The 25220-nt window shown below is 50.0% G+C and carries 13 protein-coding genes; 3 read left to right on the top strand and 10 right to left on the bottom strand.

The genetic code is table 11. The features are described 5' to 3' along the window. The first annotated feature begins 57 nt into the window (after positions 1-57). The 3 genes from SK3146_RS26230 (at position 58) to SK3146_RS26220 (ending at position 6378) form a co-directional block, all read left to right on the top strand. Positions 58-2385: a helix-turn-helix domain-containing protein gene (locus SK3146_RS26230; RefSeq protein ID WP_249861532.1), complete on the top strand. Its 2328-nt coding sequence runs from the start codon at positions 58-60 to the stop codon at positions 2383-2385. 211 nt (positions 2386-2596) lie between these two features. Beyond that, the gene (locus SK3146_RS26225; protein WP_249861531.1) at positions 2597-4138 is read left to right on the top strand and encodes a type 2 periplasmic-binding domain-containing protein; all 1542 of its coding nucleotides are present in this window, start codon (positions 2597-2599) and stop codon (positions 4136-4138) included. Positions 4139-4200: 62 nt separating this feature from the next. After that, on the top strand, positions 4201-6378 hold the full coding sequence (locus SK3146_RS26220; protein WP_249861530.1) for a glycoside hydrolase family 88/105 protein: 2178 nt from the start codon (positions 4201-4203) through the stop codon (positions 6376-6378). A gap of 106 nt (positions 6379-6484) precedes the next feature. Here SK3146_RS26220 and SK3146_RS26215 read toward each other — a convergent pair whose 3' ends face one another. The 10 genes from SK3146_RS26215 to SK3146_RS26170 all read right to left on the bottom strand — a co-directional run bounded on the left by SK3146_RS26215 (position 6485) and on the right by SK3146_RS26170 (position 25157). Further along, positions 6485-8803 carry a helix-turn-helix domain-containing protein gene (locus tag SK3146_RS26215; protein ID WP_249861529.1) on the bottom strand — a complete coding sequence of 773 codons (2319 nt, stop codon included), beginning with the start codon at positions 8801-8803 and terminating at the stop codon, positions 6485-6487. Between the two features lie 130 nt (positions 8804-8933). Beyond that, positions 8934-10052 (bottom strand): glucuronyl esterase domain-containing protein, encoded by a 1119-nt coding sequence (locus tag SK3146_RS26210; protein WP_249861528.1) that lies wholly within the window; start codon positions 10050-10052, stop codon positions 8934-8936. Positions 10053-10110: 58 nt separating this feature from the next. After that, complete coding sequence (locus SK3146_RS26205; protein WP_249861527.1) at positions 10111-11709, bottom strand: extracellular solute-binding protein; 1599 nt, start codon at positions 11707-11709, stop codon at positions 10111-10113. Positions 11710-11944: 235 nt separating this feature from the next. Then, positions 11945-12826 carry a carbohydrate ABC transporter permease gene (locus SK3146_RS26200; RefSeq protein WP_249866446.1) on the bottom strand — a complete coding sequence of 294 codons (882 nt, stop codon included), beginning with the start codon at positions 12824-12826 and terminating at the stop codon, positions 11945-11947. 20 nt (positions 12827-12846) lie between these two features. After that, positions 12847-13701, bottom strand: coding sequence for an ABC transporter permease (locus SK3146_RS26195; RefSeq protein ID WP_249866445.1), 855 nt, complete (start codon positions 13699-13701; stop codon positions 12847-12849). A 285-nt stretch (positions 13702-13986) separates the two neighbouring features. Next, a complete protein-coding gene (locus SK3146_RS26190) occupies positions 13987-15753 on the bottom strand; it encodes a stalk domain-containing protein (protein ID WP_249861526.1) in 1767 nt (588 codons plus the stop codon). Between the two features lie 1182 nt (positions 15754-16935). Then, positions 16936-21855 (bottom strand): NHL domain-containing protein, encoded by a 4920-nt coding sequence (locus tag SK3146_RS26185; RefSeq protein ID WP_249861525.1) that lies wholly within the window; start codon positions 21853-21855, stop codon positions 16936-16938. Positions 21856-21880: 25 nt separating this feature from the next. Further along, the gene (locus SK3146_RS26180; protein ID WP_249861524.1) at positions 21881-22474 is read right to left on the bottom strand and encodes a TetR/AcrR family transcriptional regulator; all 594 of its coding nucleotides are present in this window, start codon (positions 22472-22474) and stop codon (positions 21881-21883) included. A gap of 301 nt (positions 22475-22775) precedes the next feature. Then, positions 22776-23381, bottom strand: coding sequence for a glycoside hydrolase family 73 protein (locus tag SK3146_RS26175; RefSeq protein WP_249861523.1), 606 nt, complete (start codon positions 23379-23381; stop codon positions 22776-22778). Between the two features lie 291 nt (positions 23382-23672). Beyond that, positions 23673-25157: an RCC1 repeat- and reductase domain-containing protein gene (locus SK3146_RS26170; protein ID WP_249861522.1), complete on the bottom strand. Its 1485-nt coding sequence runs from the start codon at positions 25155-25157 to the stop codon at positions 23673-23675. Positions 25158-25220: the final 63 nt, after the last annotated feature.

Here is a 25220-nt window from a genome sequence, read left to right as displayed (position 1 = left end):
ATTCCAGCTCAAGTTTGTCGAAAAAAGGGAGAAATACAACTGGAGGTCGAATGCATCTTGTCTGGAATTGTCAAACCATGGCTGGAAATGATCCGCAAATATAAGTATAACAGTCGGTTTTTCCGCAAAATTCTCGTTCTTATTCTGCTTATTGCCAGTATTCCCGGATTGATTATCGGCGTTAGCATTTACGGTATTGCGACGAACAATCTGGAGGAAGCGCTGCAGCGCCAGCATCAGAATCAAATCCGCAACCGCGCGGCCAACCTGGACGAGCAGCTCGCATATTTGGAGATGACGCTCTCCCATTGGGCGTTCGATCCGAAATTCGACGATAATCTGAAACATATCAGCTTCTCGTATCAATTCGAACAGGTTCAAGAGCTGTACCGGACGCTGCTGGTCATGGAAGGAGCGCATCCTCTGCTGGAGAAGGTGCAGTTGTATCTGGACGCGCCGCGGCCGCTTACGATGACCAAGGACGGATACGCCTATCTTAGCGATGCTGCGAAAATCGAGAGCTACGACTCGTTCCTGGCCAATAACAAATCGATGTTCTGGACGAACGACATTCCCGGAGAAGCTGCGGATACAATTTCGCTAGTCACTAAAATACCCGGAGGCAGCAGCCAGCCGTTCGGCGTCATTATCGCCACCGTCAACAAAGAGAAGCTGAATCAAGTATTGAAAACGCTGAATCCGTATGAGGAAGGCGTTACACTGCTGATGACCGGCGACGGAAGCTGGCATTTGTCGACGAACGGGAATACGTTATCCAAGATGGAGCAATCGCTGCTGCAAGAATACGACAAGCACAGCGCCACGACGGATTCGTTCCTGTATGAGTACGATCAAACGACATACTCCGTGTCTTACGGGCAAATTTCCCGGCTCGGCACGAAGTGGATTTACGTTTCCGCGGCGCCGCTGACTTCGATCACCGCTCCCGTCATCGCCGTCTCCAAATGGATTCTGATCGTCAGCTTGACCGGGCTGATGCTCGCTCTTCTGCTCTCCTGGTTCGTGTCGCGCCGCATTTCCTTGCCGGTGGAACGGCTCGTCGGCCTGCTGACCGGCGATAAAACCGTTGAAGTGAGCGACGAATTCGACCTGATCGAGAAGCAGTGGAAGCATCTGTCCAAAGAAAGCGAGACATTGAAGCATAAGCTGCAGGAGCAGCTTCCGGCCTTGCAGGAAGGGTTCTTCCTCCAGCTGGCGCAGGGGTATCTGCTCTCGCTGCAAGAGAAGGATATTCAGGAACGGATGAAATACTACGGCTGGGAAACGGAAGACCGCAAATTCGTCGCCTTAATGTTCCAATTGACCGGATTCTCCAATTTGGAGGGCCGGTTTTTGCACGGGGACGAGGATTTGGTCACCTTCGCCGCGGCGAATATTATTAGCGAGCTTACGAAAAAGCAGTACGAGCAGGTGGAAGTCATTAACTTCCACAACTTTTCGATCGGCGTGCTGCTCTCCCTGCCCGGCGAGCATCCATCGTCATGGCTTGAAGACGATTTGGACGCGCTGTGCGCGGAGCTGATGCACACCATCAATCAAATATTGAATATGCAGGTCACCATCGCCGTCAGCAGATGGATTTATAATGTCAAGCAAATTCCGCATCTGTTCGAGGAAGCGAAGCAGGCGCTGGCCTATCGCGATTTGCTCGGCGAGGACAATCAAATTATTCGTACGGAACGAACGCTCAGGTCGAACCTTTCCGAGGCCAGCAATTACTACCCGTTCACATTGGACAAAGATATCGTGGCCGCCATCCGGAACGGACAGGAAACCGATGCGGTCGATTTGATCAAGCAGTTTATGGACGAGCTGTCTACGGGCGGCTCGACGGAATTTGTCATTCAGCAGGGCATGCTTCAGCTGCTCGGCAGTATCCGGTACGCGGCGATGCAATCCGGGATGAATCCCGTGCAATTATTCGGCAGCGTCAATTTATTCGATCAGCTGGCGCAGATCAAAGAGCCGGACGAAATGCTCCGCTGGTTCCAGCGCAAGGTCATCGGCGTCTTCGTGCAGGAGATGATCAGCCGGCAAAACATTCATTTGAAGCAGATCGTCGACAAGGTCGTCGTCTATTTGCGGGAAAATTATATGAACGCTTTATCGCTCGAATCATGCGCGGACCTGTTCGGGACAAGCCCTTACACGTTAAGCCGCGCCTTTAAGCAAATTAACGGCGTGAACTTTATCGATTATTTGACGAACATCCGCATTCAAAACGCCAAAGCCTTGCTCAAAGAAACCGAAATGAAAATTAACGAAGTGGCGGAAAGCGTCGGTTATCAGCACAGCTACTTCAACCGCATCTTCAAAAAATACGAAGGGATTACGCCGAGCCAATTCCGCGAATTGAACCGTTAAATCCCTTCTCCAGCCTCCTTCCGGCAGCAATGTGCAAAGAGCAATATAGTCCAAGCCTTAACGAAAAACTCGGGCTGGGACAAGGCCCGACAAGGTCGCGGCAAGGTACAAAAAAATACGATTGTCGATCAGCGGCGGATGTACTACTCTCAGTCCAGGAGCCGTGAAGGCTTGCAAACAAAGATTATCGATTGTATGAGGGAGGATCATCATGAAAAGCAAAAACAGACGCAGAATGGCCGCAGGATCGCTGGCGCTCATCCTGACTATGTCGGGGCTGCTCGCGGCTTGCGGTAAAAATAGCTCAAAGGATCAGGCCGGCGCGTCGGGGCCGCTGGAGGTCAGCGTCATGACCATTCTGCTCAGCGCATCGCCGCCGGCCGCCGACAATCCGATCAAGAAAGCGATTGAAGAAGCGACGAACTCCAAGCTGAACATTCAATGGGTGTCCGGCAACAACTATACGGATAAGCTGAATGTGACCTTGGCTTCGGGGGATATTCCGGATTTGGTGACCATCAACGATCCGTTCTCGTCGGTATTTCGCAATGCGGTGTCGCAAGGAGCGTTCTGGGATTTGACGCCTTACTATAAGGAATACCCGAATCTCGGCTCCAAAATTTCCGATACCGCCTGGGAATTGACCAAAATGCAGGACGGCAAAAACTACGGCATTCCGCGTCCGCGTCCTGCCGAAGCCGACCAGTTCCTGGTCATCCGCAAAGACTGGCTGGACAATCTCGGCCTGAAGGTGCCGACGACAACCGATGAACTGTATACCGTCATGAAGGCGTTCGCCGAGAAGGACCCGGACAAAAACGGCAAGAACGATACGATTCCGTTCGCCGCCTATTTGAACGCGCCTTCGGACATGGCTTCGCTCGGTGCCATCGAGAACAGCTTCACCGGCGCCAACGTGAAAAACGACAAATGGAAGCTGCAGGACGGCAAAATCGTCAATACGGCGTTTTTACCGGAAACCCGCACGGCGATTGAATACATGACCAACATGTACAAGGACAAGCTCATTCCGGAGGACTTCGCTTCGATGAAGCTGTCGCAGGCTTCCGACTTGTTCAAGGCAGGCAAAGCCGGCATGATCGTGGAGAAAGCCGGTACGATGAACGATTACTACGAGAAGCTGAAAAAGGTCGATCCGAACTTCAAGCCGACGGACTTCTATCCGATCACGAGCATCAACGGCTTTAATCCGAAAGGCCCCGGCTTCTCCGGTATGCTGTCCATCCCGAAATCGGTGCCTGAAGCCAAGATGAAGCAAATTCTTAAGCTCGTCGACACCTGGATGAACGACGACGTGTTCGCCATTCAGCAGTACGGCTTCGAGGGCACTCATTATACGGTACAAGACGGTCAAAAAGTGATCAACACGGAGAAATTGGCCGCGGATAACGGGCCGGATTTCAACCAAATCGTCTATGTCGCCGATCCGTACGCGAGCTCGACCAAAGTCTACTTCCCTAAAGACGCCAACGATTTGTTCAAGTCGATTCAAGACGAGCGGGCCAAAACCAGCGTAGCGGACATCAGCACCGGCTTGTATTCGCCGACGGCCGTCAGAGCGCTGCCGGAATTCGAGAAAAAAGCGCAGGATTTGAAAACAAAAATCATCCTGGGCCGCGAGCCGATCACCGCTTGGGACGACTTCACAGCCAAAATGAAAAACGACCCGGATATCGTCAAGATGAGCCAGGAATTGACCGAAGCTTATCAGAAGCGCGCCGGAGGCAAATAAGATTAACTTTGCGGGCGGGACTTCACTCCCGTCCGTTCCATTTTTCCGGGGAGGAATGAACCATGACAGAGCGTTACATCGACGAGAATGAAAGTATCTTCAAAAAATGCGGCGGCGAGGTCGGAGAGATTCTGGCTACTATCGCCGGCAGATATGTCGGCAATCATCCGCCGCATCCGATCGCCTATCGCGCCTTTTGCGCCGACGGAATAACTAAGAAGCACGATTACAGCTATCATTTTAATTTTGCCGAGCGGTTTCCCGCGATACGGGGCGGTCAGCTCGTCTACGCCTGGTCGAAATATTGGAGCGATCTGGCCGCTCCGTTATCCTTTATTCTGTACTGCTACGGACCGTTTCGTTTGTATGCCAACGGGGAATTGATCTACAAGACGAACATCGCCGACGAGCTGAACGACCGGCGCCGGACTGTCGTCGCTATCCCGATGAACAAAGGCTGGAATCATCTCGTATTCGAGTTTATGAAGACCGAGGGCGGCTGCGGCGGCTCCTTCGGGCCGGGCTCGTACAAGAGCAACCCGATCCATGTGCTGGCTCCGTCCCCGGAGAGAGAAGGCCACGAAGGCTGGATATATTCCGAGCCTCAGAACGAGCCTTGGCCTGAGCTGCCCGGCGCGGGAACGACCGAAGCAGGCAGCGGCGCGGTATGGTATCCCAAGCTGGAGTGGAGCGCCGAGGAGCAGGCGGCAGGAGCGCTCGCACGCATATTCGGCGATCAGCCCGAACCGGGCCGCTTCTACCTCGCCTGGACGAAGCTCCGCTCCTTCGCGCAGGAAGCTCGCGAGGTGGAGCTTACAGGCAGCGCGATGGGACGGACGGAAATTTACGTGGACGGCGAGAAGCGGCTTGCGCTGGAGTCTCCCGGCGAGTTCCGCATTCCACTGCGGCTTAGCTGCGGCCTGCACGATCTCGTCATCCGCTGCGAGGGAGCTCAAGACAGCTGGGGCTTCCGGCTGGACGAGCTTCCGGCCGGAGTGCGCTTCGCCGCTCCTTATCCCGTCGAGGGCAGCAAGGACGCTTGGCTGTACCTTGGGCCGCTTGCCGAAGAAGACGCGGGGCCGGACGTCGCCTCGGGCTTCATTCGCTCGCTGATCCAGACCGGCAGCGGCGGCACGTTCTGGCGGCTCGATCAGCCGAACACTTGGGTCCGCGCGTTCGCGGAAAACGCGCTGTTCGGCAAATGGAACTATCCGCTCGGCGTGACGCTGTACGGGCTGCTGCAAACCGGCAAGCTGCTCGAACGGAAAGACTTGCTCGATTATGTGTACAGCCATATCGAAACATGCACGACGTTATATCCGTACGCTTTGTGGGACAGGGACAAATTCGGAGCGTCCGGCGTGCTGAACACGCTCGCAACGCTCGACAGCTTGGATGACTGCGGCTCGTTCGGAGCGACGATGCTGCTGGCGCTGCAGGACCGGCCGATTCAGGGGGCGGAGCCTATCGCGGAGGTCATCGCCGATTATATCAGCAACAAGCAGGACCGGCTGCCCGAAGGCGCGCTGTACCGCAAGCCGAAGCATGTCGACTTCCCGAACGCCACCTTATGGTGCGACGATCTGTACATGAGCGTTCCGTTCCTGTGCCGGTACTACCGCCGGACGGGAGATATTCGTTATCTGGAGGACGCCGCGAACCAGTTCGCGCAGTTCAAGAAGCTGCTCTACATTCCCGAGCTGCAAATTATGTCCCATGTATACGACTTCACCTTCGACAAACCGACCAAGGTCGCATGGGGACGCGGCAACGGCTGGGTGCTGTTCTCCCTCTCCGAGCTGCTCCGCGAGCTGCCGGAAACTCACGCGGCTCGGGAAGAGCTGCTTGCGTTCTTCGGCCAGCTGTGCGAAGGATACCTGCGTCTTCAAGGCGTGAACGGGCTATGGCATCAAGTGCTGACCGATCCCGAATCGTACGAGGAAACCTCCTGCACCTCGATGTTTCTGTATGCGTTCGCGCGCGGCGTCCGGTTCGGCTGGATCAAGAATACGGAGCCTTATATCGAAGCGATTGACAAAGGCTGGACCGGCATGTCCAAAGTATCCATCGACAAGTTCGGCAACGTATACGGCGTATGCAGAGGCTCCGGCTACTCCTTCAGCACCGGCTACTACAAGGACGACTTGTCCTGGCTGCTGAACGACACCCACGGCATCGGCATCGTCCTGCTGGCCGGCATCGAAGTGCTGCAGCTGGAGCAGTGGCTGGCGAAGCTGTAGACGGTAAGCTGGCCGCGCTTGACGGCGAAGATCGGACAGTTCGACACCGGCAAATATAGACAATAAAAGAGCCAGGACCGTTATTACGACGGTCTTGGCTTTTTCATTATTCCCCGATCATGTCCGATACCTTGCCGATGCGCAGGCTTTCCTTGTATTGACCCGGAGTGACCGATTCATATTTTTTGAAAATTCTTATAAATGTGTTGGCGCTATTATAACCGACCTGATCCGCAATCTCCTGAATCGGATCATCCTCGCTGGCCAGCAGTTCCTTAGAGCGTTGAATACGCAGTCGGTTCAAATAATCGGAGAAATTAGTTCCTGTCTGCTGCTTGAAAAAAGTGCTCAAGTACGGGGAGGATAATTGAAAATAATCCGCAACCTTATTCAAGGACAGTTCTTTGTCGGACAGATGCCCGGCAATATACTGAATGCAGCTATCCCGCAAATGATGGTTTCCCTTCGCTTTCTTCTCATGGATGACGCTGCAAAGCCTGTCAAACAGAGACAAGATGGCGAGGAAGATCGCTTCGACGTCCTTGCTGTGGTTAATATCCCGGAACACGTCCGTATCGTCATCGCAAATATCCCGATAATCCAATTGGATTTCCTCCAAAATTCGGAAGAAAGTGCTCACCATGCCGTAGAAAAGACAATTCGCCATCTCCGGAGAAAGCTTGCGTTCCCTGAAATTGACTTCATAAATTTGGTCCAGCAAACCTTGAACGGAAGGAAAATCTCCTGTCTTTACGCAAACAATAAGATGATTTTCCTTTTCCGGAGGATAGTAGAAATGGTTAGGATTACTGCGGGTTTGTTCAAAGTAGTTGATCCGGCTTCTTCCTCGAATCAGTCCGTAATTCAATGCGATTATCGCCTCATTATAGGATTGATGGACCATCTCCAGACTCGGGCAGCCGCTTCCTACCCCGATGCTGATTACGATATTAAATTTTTTATTCAAAAATTCCTTGAGCTGCTGCAGCAAATGGTCCAAAGGATGCGCTCCAGCCGTCTCCGCAGCCGCATCGTGATTGATCAGCAGCGCTACTTTATCCTCCTCAATTTCCAGTGCAAATCCGTCCCCGATACTTCGGATCATTTCCTCGCCGATGTTGCAAACGACAAAGCGCGGCCGGCTTTTCCCCGTCGACGAATGACGCTGCATAAAACCGCTGAAATCGTCGATATTCAGCACAGCTACCGTATAGCAGCCGCAGGGAAATCGGATTCCGTAAAATTCCAGCAGCTCATTTACTTCATCGAAGTCTATCGTATTGTTCTTCAACAGTCTTAAAAGGAAGTGAACCTTCAGCACGGGGAGCTGCTTGTGCAGCTGACTCTCCAGCAGATGATTGTCGGTATGCATCCCCTGAATATTGCTGAGGATCGTTTCATATTCTCCTTTTTGCTTTACCGTCCGGTCTTTCCTGTTCGTCAAAATCCACTGAACCGTATTGCGAATCGGCTTATAATGTTGAACGGAAAAGATATAAGCCAAGGTGATCCCCAGCACAACGCAGATGAACAGAGCGACGGAAAACAGGATGTGGAGATAGGAAATTTTCTCCATCAATACGCTGACCGGCAGAATGGTTACATATTTCCACCCGTAGGCGCTGGAAATCGTAGAAATTGCAATATACTTTTTTCCATCGTAATTGAAAAACATATGGTCCTGTCCGCTATTGAAAATCTCGTCGTAATTCACAGGAACCGGTTCAATGGAGCCCGGTGCCGCAGTAATCACCTGGTTGTTCCTATCGAGAATGGCGCGGTAGCTTCTGCCGTCCATCTCTCCCCTGCCGAAGAAATCCCACATCCTATCCTCCGGCAGCAAGGAAATCAACACGGCGTGATTGCTCATTCCATACTGGGTAAGCGGTTGCAAATAGGTGATGAGCTTCTTCCCTGACTTGTTGGCTCCCATAGTATTAACGACTGGCCAGAGCTGACGCTCCTTGGCGCTTCGCAGCCGTGAAATCCAATCGGAGAACGGAATGGCCGCATTTCTCATAAACGTTTCGTAAAAAAAATCCGGGTCGTACTTCGTTACATTGGAGACGATAATATCGTTTTTTAAAGAATACATCATAATCTCATCGGAGAAGCTCTTGATCGCATTGGTACTCGCAATATTAAGCTCGCGGATAATGCTCTTCAGTTTAATATTGGCTTCCACGATATCCGGCTCCCGATCCGACGTAAATTCGTAGACGTTGGGGTTATTCGACAGTTCAAAGGCGATTTGATCCAGCTGCTTCAAGTTCATATCGATCGTATCGCGGGCTTGATTGATGCTCGTAATGCTGGAGCTGACGGTTTCCTCCTCCAACGTGCCCAACAGCTTTCCGTAAACGATGAAAGAAATCATACCGAGAGGAATGATCAGGATCAGGGTATAGGACACAAAAAACCGCAAGAACAGTTTTCTTTTTTGAAAATGGATCATGAATTTCCATAGGCCGCCCATCCCGATCACTTCCCCCTGCTCGTACTAAAAACGCTTTCTCTCACTATAGCATAAATCGGCGTTGACGATTAGATTACCCTTACATATGACGGTCTGCGAAATCCATAAAGCAGTTCCAGTCGTACCGCGTCAAATCATGCTTTCCCGTTCTCAAATGATACCCGATCCTGCCTTCGTGTATCGGCACTTCCGGCAGCGGAGATCCCTCTGCTTCGAATCCGAGGAAACCCAGCAGCTTATAAACGGGATTCGCATGCATGCAAGCAAGGAATTCCGATGCGGGATCGGCCCATATGTCTTCGGTCGCGCTTGCAACGTAGAGCAGCCGCGGAGCGATGAGGGCAAGCAGCATATGCTGATCCACCGGCAAATCATGCTCTCTGCCGTTAAAGCCCTTGTAATTTTCGCAAAACCAGTGAGGAAACCGCTGGTTAATATCTTGCACGGTTTCGCCTTGTTTGCCGCGGGTAATGGCAGCCCCGGTGCAGCCGGAGTCGTTGCTCACTACCAATGCGAAGCGCTCGTCCTGCGCCCCGCACCAAAGAGCGGTTTTCCCCCCGCGGGAGTGCCCGACGACGGCAACCCGCGCTTCATCGATATCCGGATCGGCCTCGAAATAATCCATGACCCTGCTGGCGCCCCACGCCCACGCGCCGATCGTGCCCCAGGCATCGGCCGGCCGCGGAGCCTCCGCCGCTTCCCATATGCCGTGTACCCCATTGCGGAACCCGTCATCGAAGTCCGGGTCCGCATCCTGAACATGGAACACAGCTGCAGCATACCCCCGCGACACGATGTCTTCCGCCGGCCAGAAGGGGCTTTGCACCTTCCGATCCGGGTCCATATTTTCCTGTTCCCGATTGCATATCAGCAAAAAAGCCGGAACCTTCTTCCCCTCGGTGATGGGTACAAAAAGATAGAGATGGATGACTCCCGTTCCCCCGGGTCCGTCAAATCTGATGTTTATTTTCTTCCTTACCGCTGTTCCGTTCATCCATCCTCCGCTTTGATCCGCCACTTCAAAACTTTGGCTGCGCGGACGGCCTATCGGGCATCTTCCATAGACATGCTGCCGGAACAACTCGACAATCTCGGATCGCCGCTGCTCGCGCCACTGCTTGGGAGATACAATCTGCTCTCCCCTATTTCCAATCAGAGGGTCCGGTAATATCGGTTTATCGGGTAGACGATAATTCATTTTCTCACTCGCTTTCTTTTTTATATTATTGAATATCCCTTTCAGGGAATCTTAGAGGCTATTTTCCCCGCTTCTGATAACGGTCAAAGGCCGCTTGGTAGGTCTTGGTCAGCTGCTCGATTCCCATATCCTTCAGGCGCTGAGTAAATTTGTCGTAGTTGTCGAGAGGCTCTTTGCCGGTCGTAAACTTATCGAACATTTCCTGAGCATACGTATCGATGTCCGTTTTAATGCGCGCTACCTGCTGGGTTTCCTCCGCCGTGAAGGTCAAGCGGGGCACAATCAAGCTTACATCGGCGGTGCGCCAATGATCGGCCGCCGGATAACCGTAAGGCATCATAAGCTGCCGGTGATACTGGACATCCTGCGCCATCGCCCAGCCGTTCAGCGCCATCGTATATTTGCCCAAAGCGGCGGAAGACGACAAGCCGTCTTTATTTTTATTGATCAGATCGGTATTCTCGGCCTTCCCGTCTTTCATGACATAAGTCATATTCTCTACGCCTAGGTTAAAGAGCATGTTTCCTTCTTGACCGTATGCATAATCCAGCCAGGCTACAATTTCCTCCGGATGTTTGGCTTTCTTGGTTACGGCCGCACAAGGCGCCAACACTTCATACGTGTAGGAGCTGTTCAGCGAGTAAGGCTTGCCGGCCGGTCCTGTCGGCCAGGAAACACCCTCCACACGGAACTTCGGATCGCGTCCGGATTCAACCATAGTTCTCATAAAATTACTTGGCTGCACCGCGAATAAAGCCCCGGATGTACCGCCGGTTACCTTGGCATCCTGCTTTTCCCTGTTATTGAGCATATAGTCCGGATCGATCAGCCCCTCGCTGAAAAGCTTATTGATAAAGGCAAGTGCATCTTTGAATTTCGGGTTCATTGGCCCGTACTTGATCGTGCCGCCGTCCACATAGAAATCATACGATAATCCCCAGGCGCCTACCAGATTGCCGATGCCGTTATTCCCTATAAACTTCTGGCCTGTCATGGGCCAACCGCTCGGGTTTTGCGCCTTGAACGCCTTCAGCATGCTGTACCAGTCATCGACGGTCGCCGGCTTCTTCAAATTAAGCTGCTCCAGCCAATCCATCCGCACTTGAGGCCCGTCCGTAACCCGGAGCGAATCCTGAAGCCGCAGCATCGGCATGCAGTAAAATTTGCTTTCATCATCCATGCTTTGCTTTTTGGCTTCCGGATTTTCGTTCATCAGCTTCGTGAAATTCGGCGCTTTGCTGCTTATATAAGGCGTTAAATCAACGATCACGCCATCATCCACATATTTCTTCATCCCGCCCGGGGCGCTGAACCAGTCGTACACGATCACATCCGGCAAATCGTTGGAGGCGATCATCAAGTTAAATTGCTCTTTACTCTGCCCTGCCGGGGGATGAATCCAATCCACCTTCACCCCGGTTTTTTTCTCCATTTCCTGGAACACGAGATTTTCTCCGTAATTTTTGATCGATTGCGCCGCCCAAGAGCCCATCTCCGTGAACACTTTAATGCTTTGCAGCTTCTGTCCCGCCTCTCCCTGCCGGTTTCCTTCCGCGGAATGTTCCGCCGCCGGGGACGTGCAGGCCGACAGCACGCTTAAGCTCATGATCACGGACAACGCACGTGTAGTCAATGGATATCTGAATTTCTTTTTCATAGGAACCTCCTGGAATATTGGGCTGTACTACATACAAGGGTCGCGAAAAACGTTCACTGCACATGCTAAAGCATCTTACGATCGCTGTCGTTCTCAGATTTCTTGAATAGGTAAGCCCGTGAAACGGGGAAAATCCGTCTACAAAGGCGACCGCTTACGCTGCTCCAACTTTCTATCGACTCTTCGGCCGCTTGTTCACCGCTTCTAAAGCCGCAAGGTCGCGATCATCCGCCGCTTACTCCTTAATCGCGCCGATCATCATCCCTTGCACAAAATACTTCTGCAGAAACGGATACAGAAACAACACCGGAAGCGACGACACGATGATGGTGGCGTATTTGAGCGGGATGGTTTCCTGCATACGGTCCACACTGTCGGTTACCCCGACCAGCATGGAGGAATCGTTAAGGATCAGAATTTCGCGCAAAACCATCTGAATCGGGAACATTTCCCTTTTTCTCAAGTAAATAAGAGCATCGAAGAATGCATTCCAATGCCCTACGGCATAGTACAGCAAAATGACCGACAAGGCGGGCAAACATAGAGGAATCACGATGCGGAATAAGATGAAAAAATCGTTAGCGCCGTCGATCTTCGCCGACTCCTCCAGGCTCGGGGGCAGCGCCATAAAAGCGGTCCGCAAAATAATCAAATTCCACGTACTGATCGCTCCGGGAACGATCATGGCAAAGATTGTGTTGATCATGCCTAAATTCATCACAAGAAGATATGAAGGAATCATCCCCCCGGAAAAAAACATCGTGAAAATGATGAACTTCATCATCGTCTTTCTGCCCGGCAAATACGTACGGGATAAGCCGTAAGCCGCAAAGCAGGTCAGGAGCAAATTCAGGGCCGTGCCCAGCACCACATAAATCAAAGTATTGAGGTAGCCCGTCCACAGCATGGGGTTGCTGAACACTCTTTTGTAAGATTCCAGCTGGAAGCCCCTTGGTCCGTAAAGAAGCTTGCTTCCGACGTTCAGCGATACTCCGTCCGAGATAGAAGCGAACAGTACATACAGGCAGGGGTATGCCGTAACCACGACTAACAGCAAAAGCAGCAATACGTTGAATAAATCAAAAAGCCGGCTGGGAACGGATTCATTGCGCAGCATCATAGTTGCCTCGTCGCCTCCTACCATAAACTGTTTTCGCTTATTTTGCGGCTGATCGTGTTCGCCAGAATGAGCAGCGTAAAGTTGATCGCCGAATTGAACAGACCGACCGCCGTGCTGTAGCTGTAATTCATATCCTGCAGCCCTTTGCGGTAAACAAAGGTGGAGATGACGTCCGCCGTTTCATAAATAGACGGATTGTACATGAGCATTACTTTCTCAAAACCTACCGTCATCATGCTGCCGATTTGAAGGATCAGCATAATGACGATGATCGGCGTAATCCCCGGCAAGGTGATGTGCCTTAATTTGGCCCAACGCCCCGCGCCATCCACATTGGCCGCTTCGTACAAGGCAGGATCGATCGCGCTTAGCGCCGCCAGATAGATGATGCTTTTCCAGCCCAGATGCTGCCAGACGTTGGAGCCGACGAAGATGGAATAAAACAGATTGGGCTCCGTCATGTAAGATACCGGTTCTCCCCCGAGCTTGGCGACCAAGGCATTAATGATCCCATCCGAGGAAAAGAAGTCCAGCACCATACCTACCGCTACGACGACCGAAATGAAATGGGGCAGGTAAGTAATGGTCTGTACCGTGCGCTTGAACATCCGACTTCGCACTTCATTAAGCAGCAGGGCAAGAATAATGGGGGCCGGAAATCCGATCAGCAGCTCATACAAATTGATGGTAAGCGTATTCCTGACCAGCCGCCATAAGTAGACGCTTTCAAAAAAGTCTTTAAAGTTGGCCAAGCCTACCCACGGACTGTCCATAATTCCGCGTGCGGGGGTATAATTTTTGAAAGCGATAATTGCGCCGGCCATAGGTACATAATGAAAGAGGAAATAATAGACAAGTACCGGCAGCAGCATGAAATAAACGTACTTATGCTTGACCAATGTTGAGATTGCAGTTCTCAAGGCGTCACCTCTCTAATGTGAATTTACAATCAAGTCTACGGACGGAGACGACGGCTGTATATATTTATATTTTCTAGGCATGTACCGTCTTTCATCTTGCAATCACGAATTTTTCCGGAGATATTCCATTTTTAAGATGGATCTGTCTCCAAGGCGGAAAAACGAACAAATCCCCCTAAACAATAAAAAAACCATCCCAGGCCGAACATAAACCCAGGATGGTTGGAAATATTTGTATTATATATTTTCGCTAAACGGCAAAAAGCGATCCTTGCTGATCTTATCCTTTTCCGAAGCGTTCAGCACCGTCACGAACACCGTTTGATCGATTTCCACACAAACAAATTGATACCCGCTGTCTTGAATCATCTCGTTGATTTCGGCCAATATACCTACGTCGATAAAATCATTCATATATTGAGGATGAATCGTCCGTTTCTTTCCGTTCAACATAAAGCTGATCTCGACAGGTCCTTCCTTCGACTTCCAATTTTCTTGTATTTCCGTAGGCTGGAAGGCGCCGCGCGAAATATCGCTCCACTGCTTCAGCGTCCTCGCATAAATCTCGTTCCCTTCGCCGACATCGGCTTCCGTGTCTTTGAGCCATACTCGCTTCTTGTCTTCTCCGAGAATGTACAGCTCGGCCAACGAATCATAATATTCGGAAGAATCGAAGGGGTCCCAATTCTCCCCTTTTAACTCCTCATGCACCTTTTTGAATTTATCGTCAAATTGCTGGCCGGATAATGATTGGTCGCCCGCGAAAAATCCCAGCTCCCGATAATAGCGCGCTGCATCCAACACCCGCTCTACCGGCTTCAAGGCGCCGAACTTTTCTTCACTTAGCTGATCCGTCGTCTTCAATTCCTTAAGCGACTGCAGGATGTTCTCGTAATCTTGTTCGGTTTCCGTCCCGATAGCGTCTGTGCTTGCCACACCCATTCGGAAAAAGTTATATTGGCCTTCCGCTATCGTTAGCACATATTCATACTTTGCGCCGTTAGCCGATTCCATCGAATACGAGAGCTGCCGCGCATTCATATGATCGACGGTGATCGATTTGGTCTCGGAAGGCTTAATATTGACCTTCTCCAGCGATTCTTTTAACGCCGCTTCATAATCGTCCAGCGTGAACCCGTCTTCAATATCCGCTTTGCGCTCAACAAAGGCCATCAACACCTTGCTTCCGTTTTCCATATATAAATCATAGTTAATTTTCGATACGGGCGATTTGGCGACCCATTTGCCCCCTACCTTTATGCTGAACAAGCCGCTTGGAGCCGTTATCGTCCGATCAGGCCACAAGTAGACCGCCTTGGCCCGTTGATCCCAGGTGGCTTCCAAATGGGAAGCCTCGCTTACGAATCGAACCGGCACCATCATGCTGCCGTCCACATTCCGCGGTGCGACCTCTAAGGTAACGGTATCGCCGTTTAAGACAGCTTCCGTATGGTCTGCCTGCATGATCAGTGAAGTTCCCGCTTTCTCGGCCCTTATACTCCTCGTGTCCTCATCCCACTTCACAGCAAAGCCCAGCTTTTCAAAGAGGGGGCGAAATTGGACCAGCGTCGTACCGTCATCGATGATCGGCGCCCGTTCAAACAACACCCTGACGTCTTGAACGAAGACGGATACGCCGGAGATGGTGTCGGTTTCTGCCTGGCCGCGATTCACTGCCACTCCAGACTGCTCAAAACGGCTTACCAGCGACTTGGACGGAGCGTTAAGAGCGCTGCCGTCAACATAAAGATGCTTCAGTTTGTTCATTGAGCTTACGGCGGTAATATCTTCGATCGGATTGCCTTCCAAGCCCAGCCATTCTATATTTAGCTTAGCGAGAGGAGCAATGCTCGTGATCTTGTTATCCGAAGCGAGCAGGTCGGTCAACGAATTCATCCGCGACAGGCATCCGATATCCTCAATCTGATTGTCGCTGACAACCAGCCTTTTCAGCTTGTATAGCCCCGCTACCGGACAAATATCGCGAATTTGATTGTTGTTCAAAACCAGAAACGTTAAGTTATAAAGGCTGCCGATCGGCTTTAAATCGGAAATATTTTCGCCGGGTATAAACAAAGTTTGCAGGTTAAAGGCATATTCCAAGCCCTTTAAGCTATGTATCTTTTCCTTCCCATCCGTGAATAAGGATGTCAAATTCTGCAGCGCTTTGAAGTCCAAGACCGCGTCCGAACCCAGCTTCAGCTCATTCCGTACGGCTTGCTCCAGAACCGAGTCCTCGAAGTGAATGGAAGTTTTTATTTGCTATAGTTTCAATTCGATTGGCCTGACAATCGTGCGATAACTTCCTCTTTTACGCTAAATCACTCATCTCTTCTTCATCGTCAATAGTGACAAAATGGCCCGCGGACTGTATCACCGTCGAAGGATGACGTAACGCCTATTCATTCCATTTTTACAATTAATGGTTTTATTTTAAATAATTTGTAAATAATATCCTTAAAACGATAAAGAGGAGTACATTGTAATGATTGCATTTGTTCATCTTGTGCTGCATCTATTGCCATATGCATATACATGCGCCCTCATTGATGAAATTATATATAAAGCAATCCGCGATTTGCGCAAACATTGAATAATTAAAAAAGAGAACCTATTTCAGGTCCTCTCCGGCAGCAGTGGGCGTTAAGCTTGCTTCCAAATCGAAGCCTGCAACGGGTTCAATGAAAGCAGGGAACGGGATTTGCGGTGCTGAGGCGGGTCACTGTCATGGATATTGATATGGTCCGGAAAGTTGCCTTCCTCCGTACCTGTTCCTACATTAGTAATAGTGCGGTTTCTTACGCTTGAAAACAGCTCGGTGTCAGTCAGTACACGCTTAACGTCCTCGTATTTAAAAACATTCCATGTGTCCGTGCTTTCATCATAATAAATCGGATTGTCGCACGGCATTTTCTTGTAGCAAGTTAACGGGAAAACTCTTCGGATTTTGTTGTAAAGCCGGTTATCTCTGAAAGCGAAACAACTCCATACTCCACTGCATGTATCCCTTTAATCAATATGAATCAATATGATTTAATATGGATTGAAAATCCATTTTTATTCAGCGTCTCAATTCGTATATACATTTTACCTGCAATAATAGGCGATTGACCGTCAAGGTCAATCGCCTATTACATTGAGTATTAGCAGCACCTTTTATGCTGCAACGTGAACGTTTCGAAACAGTCAGCCCGCCCTGTCACTCTCCAATTGTTTGAGCATTCTTAGCAGCATGACTGTTGCTTCTCCTCGCGTTGCTGTTTCATTCGGTGCAAATTGGTTCGAACCGCGGCCATCTACTATTCCAAGCGTTCTAGTCGCCTTTATCGCTCCTTTTGCCCATTGTGGTATCGCTTCGTCATCGGCAAAATCGGTAAACGCATTAGCGTTAATTTCCTTCTTGAGCGCCCGCGCGATCATTGCCGCCATCTCTGCACGGGAAATGTAGTCATTGGGACGGAAGCTGCCGTCTTCATATCCGTTGACGATACCTGCCTGAACGACCTGCTCTACTGCCGTTATTGCCCATCTCCCTATTTGATCGTTATCGGTGAACGTCAAGGAGGAAACCTCCCCTTTCAGTTTCAGAGCACCTGCCAGCATAACCGTAAACTCGGCGCGGGTGACAGGATTGTTCGGTTTGAATGCGCCATCCGGATATCCGTTGACAATGCCATTTGCCGCAGCACGATTAATATCATTTTCTGCCCAGTGTCCCTCAATGTCGATTAATGAGGCCGCAGATGGTTTAGGTTCTTGCGGTTCGGGAACCACTTTCTCTATGACAAGCGTATAAGTTCTCCGGGACCCATCTTCTGCTTGAACAGTAATCGGAATGATGTTCTCTCCCTCTTCCAGCTCGATTTGAATGCCATCGCTAATCGTCTGCTCTTGCCATGTCGCTTTGGCAGCCGTATGATCTACAGTTGCCCTCACCTCAATTTGTTTTGCTTCCGTTCTGGCCCTGTAAGAGTATGTCTCCATCGTAAACGACGGCGTTAGGGAAAGGCGTTGGCCGTCTGTCCATATTTCGAACGTTTTCAAGCTGGCATTACTAGATAAGCCGCCTCCCGAGCTAGAGGAAGAACGCGCAAGCGTCCTCACCGTTCGACTTAACCCAAATTCACTCTCATTCCCCGCTGCATCATAAGCTGTTACTTTGAATGTATACATGGTATTTGCGCTCAAGCTGTCAATACTCGTTCCGTAGATGCTTCCGCTGACCGTCATGTGCTCCGTACCATTCATGTATATCCGGTAGCCAGTTACCCCAACATTATCCGTTGCCTTTGGCCAAGACAGTTGCACACTCGTACGCGTTACGCTCGAGACGATCAGTTCGCTGTCTTCTGACCATGTCGGCGTTTCAATGTCCGGTTCAGGCTGCTTCGGTAAAGTGGTCACCTTTATACTCAAGCCTGGGGCACTCTCGTTACCCGCCGTATCATAGGCAGTGACTCTAAATGTATACGTGGTGTCTGCGCTCAAACCGTCAATAATCGTTTCGTAGACGCTTCCGCTTACCGTCATCCGCTCCGCACCATTCATGAATATCCGGTAGCCGATTACCCCGACATTATCTGTCGCCGTTGGCCACGACAGCCTCATGCTCGTTTGCGTGATGTCTGACGCCGCCAATTTGCTGCCATCCGGCCATTGTGGGACTCCAGTATCCTGTTCTTGCGGCGTCGTATCCACGATTGGAATATTCAACGTCTGCGGCGATCCCGCGCTGAACGCGAACGTCAAGGTCAGCGATCCGACCGACTGCTGTGCCAAGTATTCCTTACGGATCGTCAACGTGTTACCCACCAGCGTATAGTCCTCATCCGCCGTCAACTCATCCGCGCCGTTCTTGATGCTAATTAGCGTATTTCCGTTCAGCGTAACGGTCGTCGTCACATCCGTTTGGTTCACTGGATTCTTATCGAAGCTGCCGTTGATCAAGCCAATAATCGCAAGTGCTGGAAGGTGAATCATACTGCTTGTAACGGTGGAGTTCAATCCAAGTGCATCAAATTGTAATCGGGCGCCTTTAACATCTCCCGTATAGGACGCTCCCAGGTCCTCAAAAATCACCATTCCATTTTCAGCTATTTTGATTGTCGTGCCCGTCAATCTCCAGTTTTCGATGCCCATTTTCGATACTCTAACTGGCGTAGCATTATCTTTACTTAAATTTCCGTAATCATCAACAAGCCATACAATCGGCTGCGGGTCAAATAACCCTGTACGATCATCGAATCCTGTGCTGTCGGCCTGCAACTTTAAGTTCTTCGCAGCCCGCGGTTCGGGTTGAACGACAATAGGTTCCACATTCGGTTCCAAAAGACCCTTGATATGAAAATGAAGCGTCTGCTGTAAAGCTGCGTGCAAAACAAGCGGCACTGTAGCGACTCCATCTCTAAATTGCACCTGAATCGTTTTTTGCGCACCACTCAGCGTCTCTCCTCCAAAAGAACCTGCCGTCCCATCCGGCGCTGCTTCATAACCTTTAAGCGTTACTTCTGCCGGCTCGTTAAACGAAGTATTTATGCTGCCGTCTTCGTCATGAACTTCAAAGCGAATGTTTACCTCGGAGCCCGCTTGTACCTCTGATGCTTCCAGCTCAGCTATTGCTTCGTATGGCTCCTGGACGAGTTGATAATAGGCACTTCCATTAGCCGAGTCAATAAAAGGACCCTCAACGAGAGTATCGGCTTTCAGATTAACGACTGGCCGTACGCCAACCTTTAAGTTGCCGGATTTAATACGAAGGTCACCGCTGGCATTGTTGACTAAATAATAGAGGTAAGAAAATAGGCTATTTTGCGATCTCGTCCAATAATACTCTGATTCGTTGCCGCTGGCCTTTCGGTCGTTAGCATTCTTGAAGTAAGGAATGACGTACTGATCTTCGCCGTACACAGAAATTAGTTCTGAAGCCGCTAAAATAAAGAATGTCTCCTCTTGCAATCCGTCGCCTTCGGATAAATTGGGATAGCTCGTTATCGAAATCGCATTGCGAAACGTTGCGGAGAATGCCGGATAGAACGATTCTCTTAGCCACCCGCGAACAGGTGATAGACTCCAGGGCTTCATCATCCCTTCCTTGATAACTTCATTTGTTTCAGCTACAATTTCTTCCGAGATGAACAAGCTGGTACCGCGCTCGTATTTGTCCTTGTCTACAAGAACCCAGTTGATAGGCGCCGTCTTGTATACTTCAGCATCCGACAATCCCGCTTCGATTGACCCGGCCGTGAAATAATCCCATTCCCGGTTATCGCGAATTTTTGTGCCGACCGGCAAATCGCCAACGCGCGCTACCTTAGGCGCCTCCCAAGGCAAGGCTACAGTCGTACTTTCAATGGGCGGCAAGCCATCCGCTTCAAATCGAAGCTGCGCTCCCGTTACCGCCGCTCCGCTCGTTGCGCCAAGGTCGGTAAAAGTTACGCTGCCTGAGCTTGCTGCTGCCGTTGTTGTTCCTGTAAGATTCCAGGCTCCCGAGTCCTTCTTCTTTACCGTAACAACCGTACTGTTGTCACCCGCGCTCTTGTTGCCGTAAGCATCGAGAAGTGTAACGACAGGCTGCTGCGCGAACGCGCCTCCATTGCTGGCCGGAGCCTTAATGTCTGTGGTTAGCTCCATCGAGGCAGCACTTCCCGCTCTTGGCGTGATGATCAACGGATTTGTCTGCGGCGATGCCACGTCCGCTACACTTAGGGCGATCGTTTGTTCTCCCGCTTTGTTCAGCTTAAGCTTTACCGTGGCAGCGCCGTTGTTAAACATGACGCCGATCGTGTTCGGAGATGCGCTTAAGGCCGTCCCGTTCAAGCTGCCATAGGAGTTGTCCGGCGCTTGCAAGTATCCGGAGATCGTCACCTCATGCTCCCCGCTAAACGTCGTATCTGTGAGCCCATTCGCATTTTTCACAAAGATTGTGATCGTATTATTCACATTCGCACCGACTTCAGGGTTGTGCGAGTCGGCGAATGCTTCGACGGTTTGCGCACCCAAGCTTAATTTCCGGACCCGTTGGTTGAACACATCCGCAATGTACAGCTCTCCATTGTTTGCCGCCGCTAAACTAAAAGGATTGAAAAATTGAGCTGACGATGCCGCTCCTCCATCTCCCGAATATCCTTGAATCCCCGTTCCGGCGATTGTACTGATCGTCCCGGATGCATCCACTTTTCGGATGCTGTAGTTTCCTGCATCCGCTATATACAGCTGCCCATAACGATCTACCGCTACTCCCGAAGGATAGGTTAATTGGGCTGACGTTGCCGGTCCGCCATCTCCCGAGTATCCAACACTTCCCGTACCGGCGACCGTGCTGATTATCCCGGATCTGTCTACTTTTCGGATTCGATTGTTAGTAAAGTCCGCTATGTACAGATTGCCGCTGTCGTCTAGCGCGACGCCAGTCGGGCTCCTCAGCTCGGCTGATGCGGCAGATCCTCCATCTCCCGAATCTCCAGCAATCCCCGTACCGGCAACCGTACTGATCGTCCCCGACGCATCTATTTTCCGAATCCGATGATTAGACTGGTCCACAAAATACACATTGCCATCTTTGTCCGTCGTCATTCCGCTAGGATAGCTCAACTTAGCTGATATGGCAGATCCTCCGTCTCCCGAATAGCCAAAAACCCCCGTACCGGCGACCGTGCTGATCGTCCCGGATGCATCCACCTTTCGAATTCGGCAGTTTACCGTATCTGAAATATACAGATTGCCGCTGTTGTCTACCGCTACTCCCATTGGGTAGTTCAACTCGGCAGCTGTCGCAGGTCCCCCATCTCCCGAAAATCCGGCACTCCCCGTGCCGGCGACCGTACTGATCGTCCCCGACGCATCTACTTTCCGAATCCGACTGTTTTCGTAATCGACAATGTACAGATTGCCGCTGCTGTCTACCGCCACTCCATATGGATTTTTCAACTGAGCAGCTATCGCAGGTCCTCCATCCCCCGAAAAGCCGCCGGTACCCGTGCCCGCTACCGTATCAATAATGTATATGGCTGCAGCGTGGGCTTTTCCCCCCAACCATTCAGGCAGCAGTGACATGATCAACAGAAAAGCCAGCATGATTGCAATTCGCTTCTTTACCTGCTTACGCATTGGTTTCCCCTCCCAAGACAAACATCTATGGCGCTGCAATTCCATATAAAAATAGACGCACAACCTCATCCGCCAAAATCTCCGGCTGTTTAAATGGGCGGGCTTTTTGTGTCGCGATAAAGCGCTCCATCGTGCCCACGATGCTATCCGCAACGATCCCCATGTCCATGTCTTTACGGAAATAGCCTGCCTGCTGCTCCGACATTAGGTTCGCACGGATCTCATCGGCCAGTTGGTCTTTAATCTCCGCCGCCTGGGGAGCAACCGAAAAACCGATGCTGGCCAGATGAGGTTCTTCGATGAAAAAACGGAAAAACGGCGTAAGTCCCTCTACAATTCTTTGACGGATGAATGCTTCTGCAATTCCCGGTTCAAGGCGGCTTTTCTGCGTGTAGTCGCCCAAGCGGGAACGAAATAAATGGACCAACTCATGAAACAACGCTTCTTTATTCTCGAAGTAAAGATAGAAGGTTGGCTGGGTAACCCCCGCCTTCTCAACGATGGCGCTTATCTTCGTCTCGTGATATCCCCGCAAGGCAAATTCTTCTGCGGCGATGCTTAACAGTAGTCCTCGACTTTGCTCACCGCTCGCTCCTTTCTTCCTCCCTCTCTGACCCATACCTATCGATCCCCCATAATCAAATTATATTACTTTTAAGTATTATATTATTATCCCCTTCTCGATTTTGTCAAGGAACTGATCGGACAAGGTTACTTTCTATAGCCTCAAAAAGCGAAGCGGATAGGAGGCTGTTCATTAACTGCCGCCCCCCAGGCCGGGCGCACATCAAAAAGGAACAGAAGCCGATATGCGGCAATCTGCCCCCATTTTTTTGAAATATCGTGTCCGGTTAAAGCCCTCGTTCGCAAATGACTTGAGTGAATAAATAATCTCCCTTTGTAAGCAGCCCGTTTATTCACTACACTTCGATCTTCCGGTCAATCCGGCCATCCAAGACCGTATTCAAAAATGCCAGCTCCGTAGCCGTCATTGTTTTATCTACGATCTTCTGCATCCAGTCCCAACTGAGCTGATCCGCGTTGTACGCCTTGCCCAGCACTTCATACAGCATATCCCATTGCCATTGTTCCAATTTCATCGGCATATTCTCTTCATCCTCCTGTAAAACGTCGTAATTGTAGAGCTGGTATTTCTCAATAATGGCTATTAACTTGGCGGCATAATTCGAATCTGTCGCATATCCCGCTGCCTGTAAAGCTTGTGCAGCTCCCGCATAATCCAGCTCCGCGCACCGGTCAAAAAATCCTGCCTTCGAGTAACGACTGTTCTCTACCAAAAAATTACTATGGTCAATTACGCTGTCTTCCCAGCTGGGATAAGCCCGAAAGCCGTTGATGACAGTGACAAAGCTTCCGTTCTTATGCTCTTGAGTGACAAGCTCTTGAGCCGTACCCTTGATGCCAAACAAGTTATTGCCCGGGGCTGCAGCGCCCCACGCGCTTTCGTGCGCCGCTTGCGATATCGTTATGCTGGCCAATACGCCCGTGCGCTTTTGCTCGGCCACTGCTATAGGGACAATGATATTGATAAAACTTTGCACTTCCACCATATACCAACTCCCATTTTTTAATAGTTTATTCCGTATCGGGCTTGCCCGAAACTGCCTTCTGACCAGATTCCGAATTTTGACAAAAAGTCTCCTAACGTTTGTCGAAAAAAGAAAATAGAAAAAAACCCTTGCGGCGCAAGGGTGAACTATGACCTATGGGTGGAAACGTAATAAAAAGACGCTAGTCTGTAAGAAGATGACTTCTGCATGCATCGGGTCATCTTTTTTTCCCGCTGGCAGCGGCCATTACTGAATGCTTAATGTGCATTGCAATGCACTATTCTGGTAGCCCATTACCTCAATAATATACGTACTCCCCGCGACTACGTTATAAGAAATCTGTGAATACGTTGTGTTATTATAGTCATCGTTTGTAGAAAGGAGATTATTGTTAGAATCATAGAGATTTAAAGTCGTATCAGCCATATTTTGATAAAACCCGGTCGTAAACGTAACTACTCCGCTATTCTGCGCTTTAAATGTGTACTTCTTTGATGATCCTTGAGCTATTTCTACATTTACTGTGTCTCCAAGCGAGATTTGATCTTGATCAAAAAGTGTAAGACCTACAACTTGAACTGCATAATATGCTCTGGTTTTGTCTCCCGTTCCAAGTTGTCCTTCTGCGTTGCGTCCCCACGACCAAACTGTACCATCGTTTTTAATGGCAAGTGAGTGAGACTGACCTACTTCTACAGATTTTACCCCAGTTAATGGTGTTACGAGATCAGATGTAACTACTTGATGCGGAGTTTTATAGGAGGAGTTATTGGTTTGTTGACCAATTCCTAAATATCCACTTGTGTTATTTCCAAAGGCCCATAAAGTCCCATCGTTCTTGATCACTGCTGCTCTGCCCCCATTTGAGGAGACAAAGGAAACATTGTCAATTCCCGCTTTTTGTGTCGGTACTTTTATGCTGGAGGAGCTACATTCCACAATTTCACTAGCAAGGCAAGCTCCCCAGTTCCATACGGTACCATCGGTTTTTAAACCTAAAGTAGCTATACTGCCTGGCTCAACCATAGCGGCATTGGGGAAATCAATGATAACAGGCTCTGGCCTATGTTCCATGGCCCCGTCGCCAATTTGACCGTTAGCGCCATCTCCCCACATCCAAATTGTACCGTCTTGAGATGTTGCAGATGCATGTCCATACCCTACAGCAAACTTTACTATATTTGTTACGTTATGTACGCGTACAGGTACAGTATTATTGCCAGTCGCGGTTCCTAAGCCTGTTTTGTTAGAACCGGTTCCCCAAACCCATAGAGTTCCATCACTTTTTAATGCGTAACTGTTAGAGCCGGAAGCCGCAATGGAAATCACCGAATTTAAACTTGGAATTTGAGTTGGGGTCTTTTTATTAACTTTTGTTCCATCGCCAAGTTGGCCGTATTGATTTGATCCCCATGCCCAAACCGTTCCATCTGATTTAAGGGCCATAGAATGATTTGAACCTGCCGCTATATCAATCACATTATTCAGACTGGGAACTTGATTAGGTGTTAATTTTTCCGCAGTAGTGCCATCGCCTAGTTTGCCAGATGCATTATCCCCCCATGCCCAAACCGTTCCATCACTTTTTAAAGCTAATGAAAAAGAATCTCCTCCGGCAGCTAATTTGGGTGTCACGGTTACTGCTGCATGAGTAACGCTTGAAAAAATAGAAAAACTCCCAAAAAATAAAGATAAAGACAAAACTAGAAATAACCTTTTGCTAAAATTCATTGATGTCCTCCTAAAGTAAATAAGATTAAGGATAAATTGATATTCACACAAAAAGAATATTTA

Origin of the sequence: Paenibacillus konkukensis (assembly GCF_023523925.1) — a bacterium.
Lineage (GTDB): Bacteria > Bacillota > Bacilli > Paenibacillales > NBRC-103111 > Paenibacillus_S > Paenibacillus_S doosanensis.
Note: the sequence above shows the minus strand (reverse complement) of the source record. Positions and strands in the feature narration are given on the sequence as shown.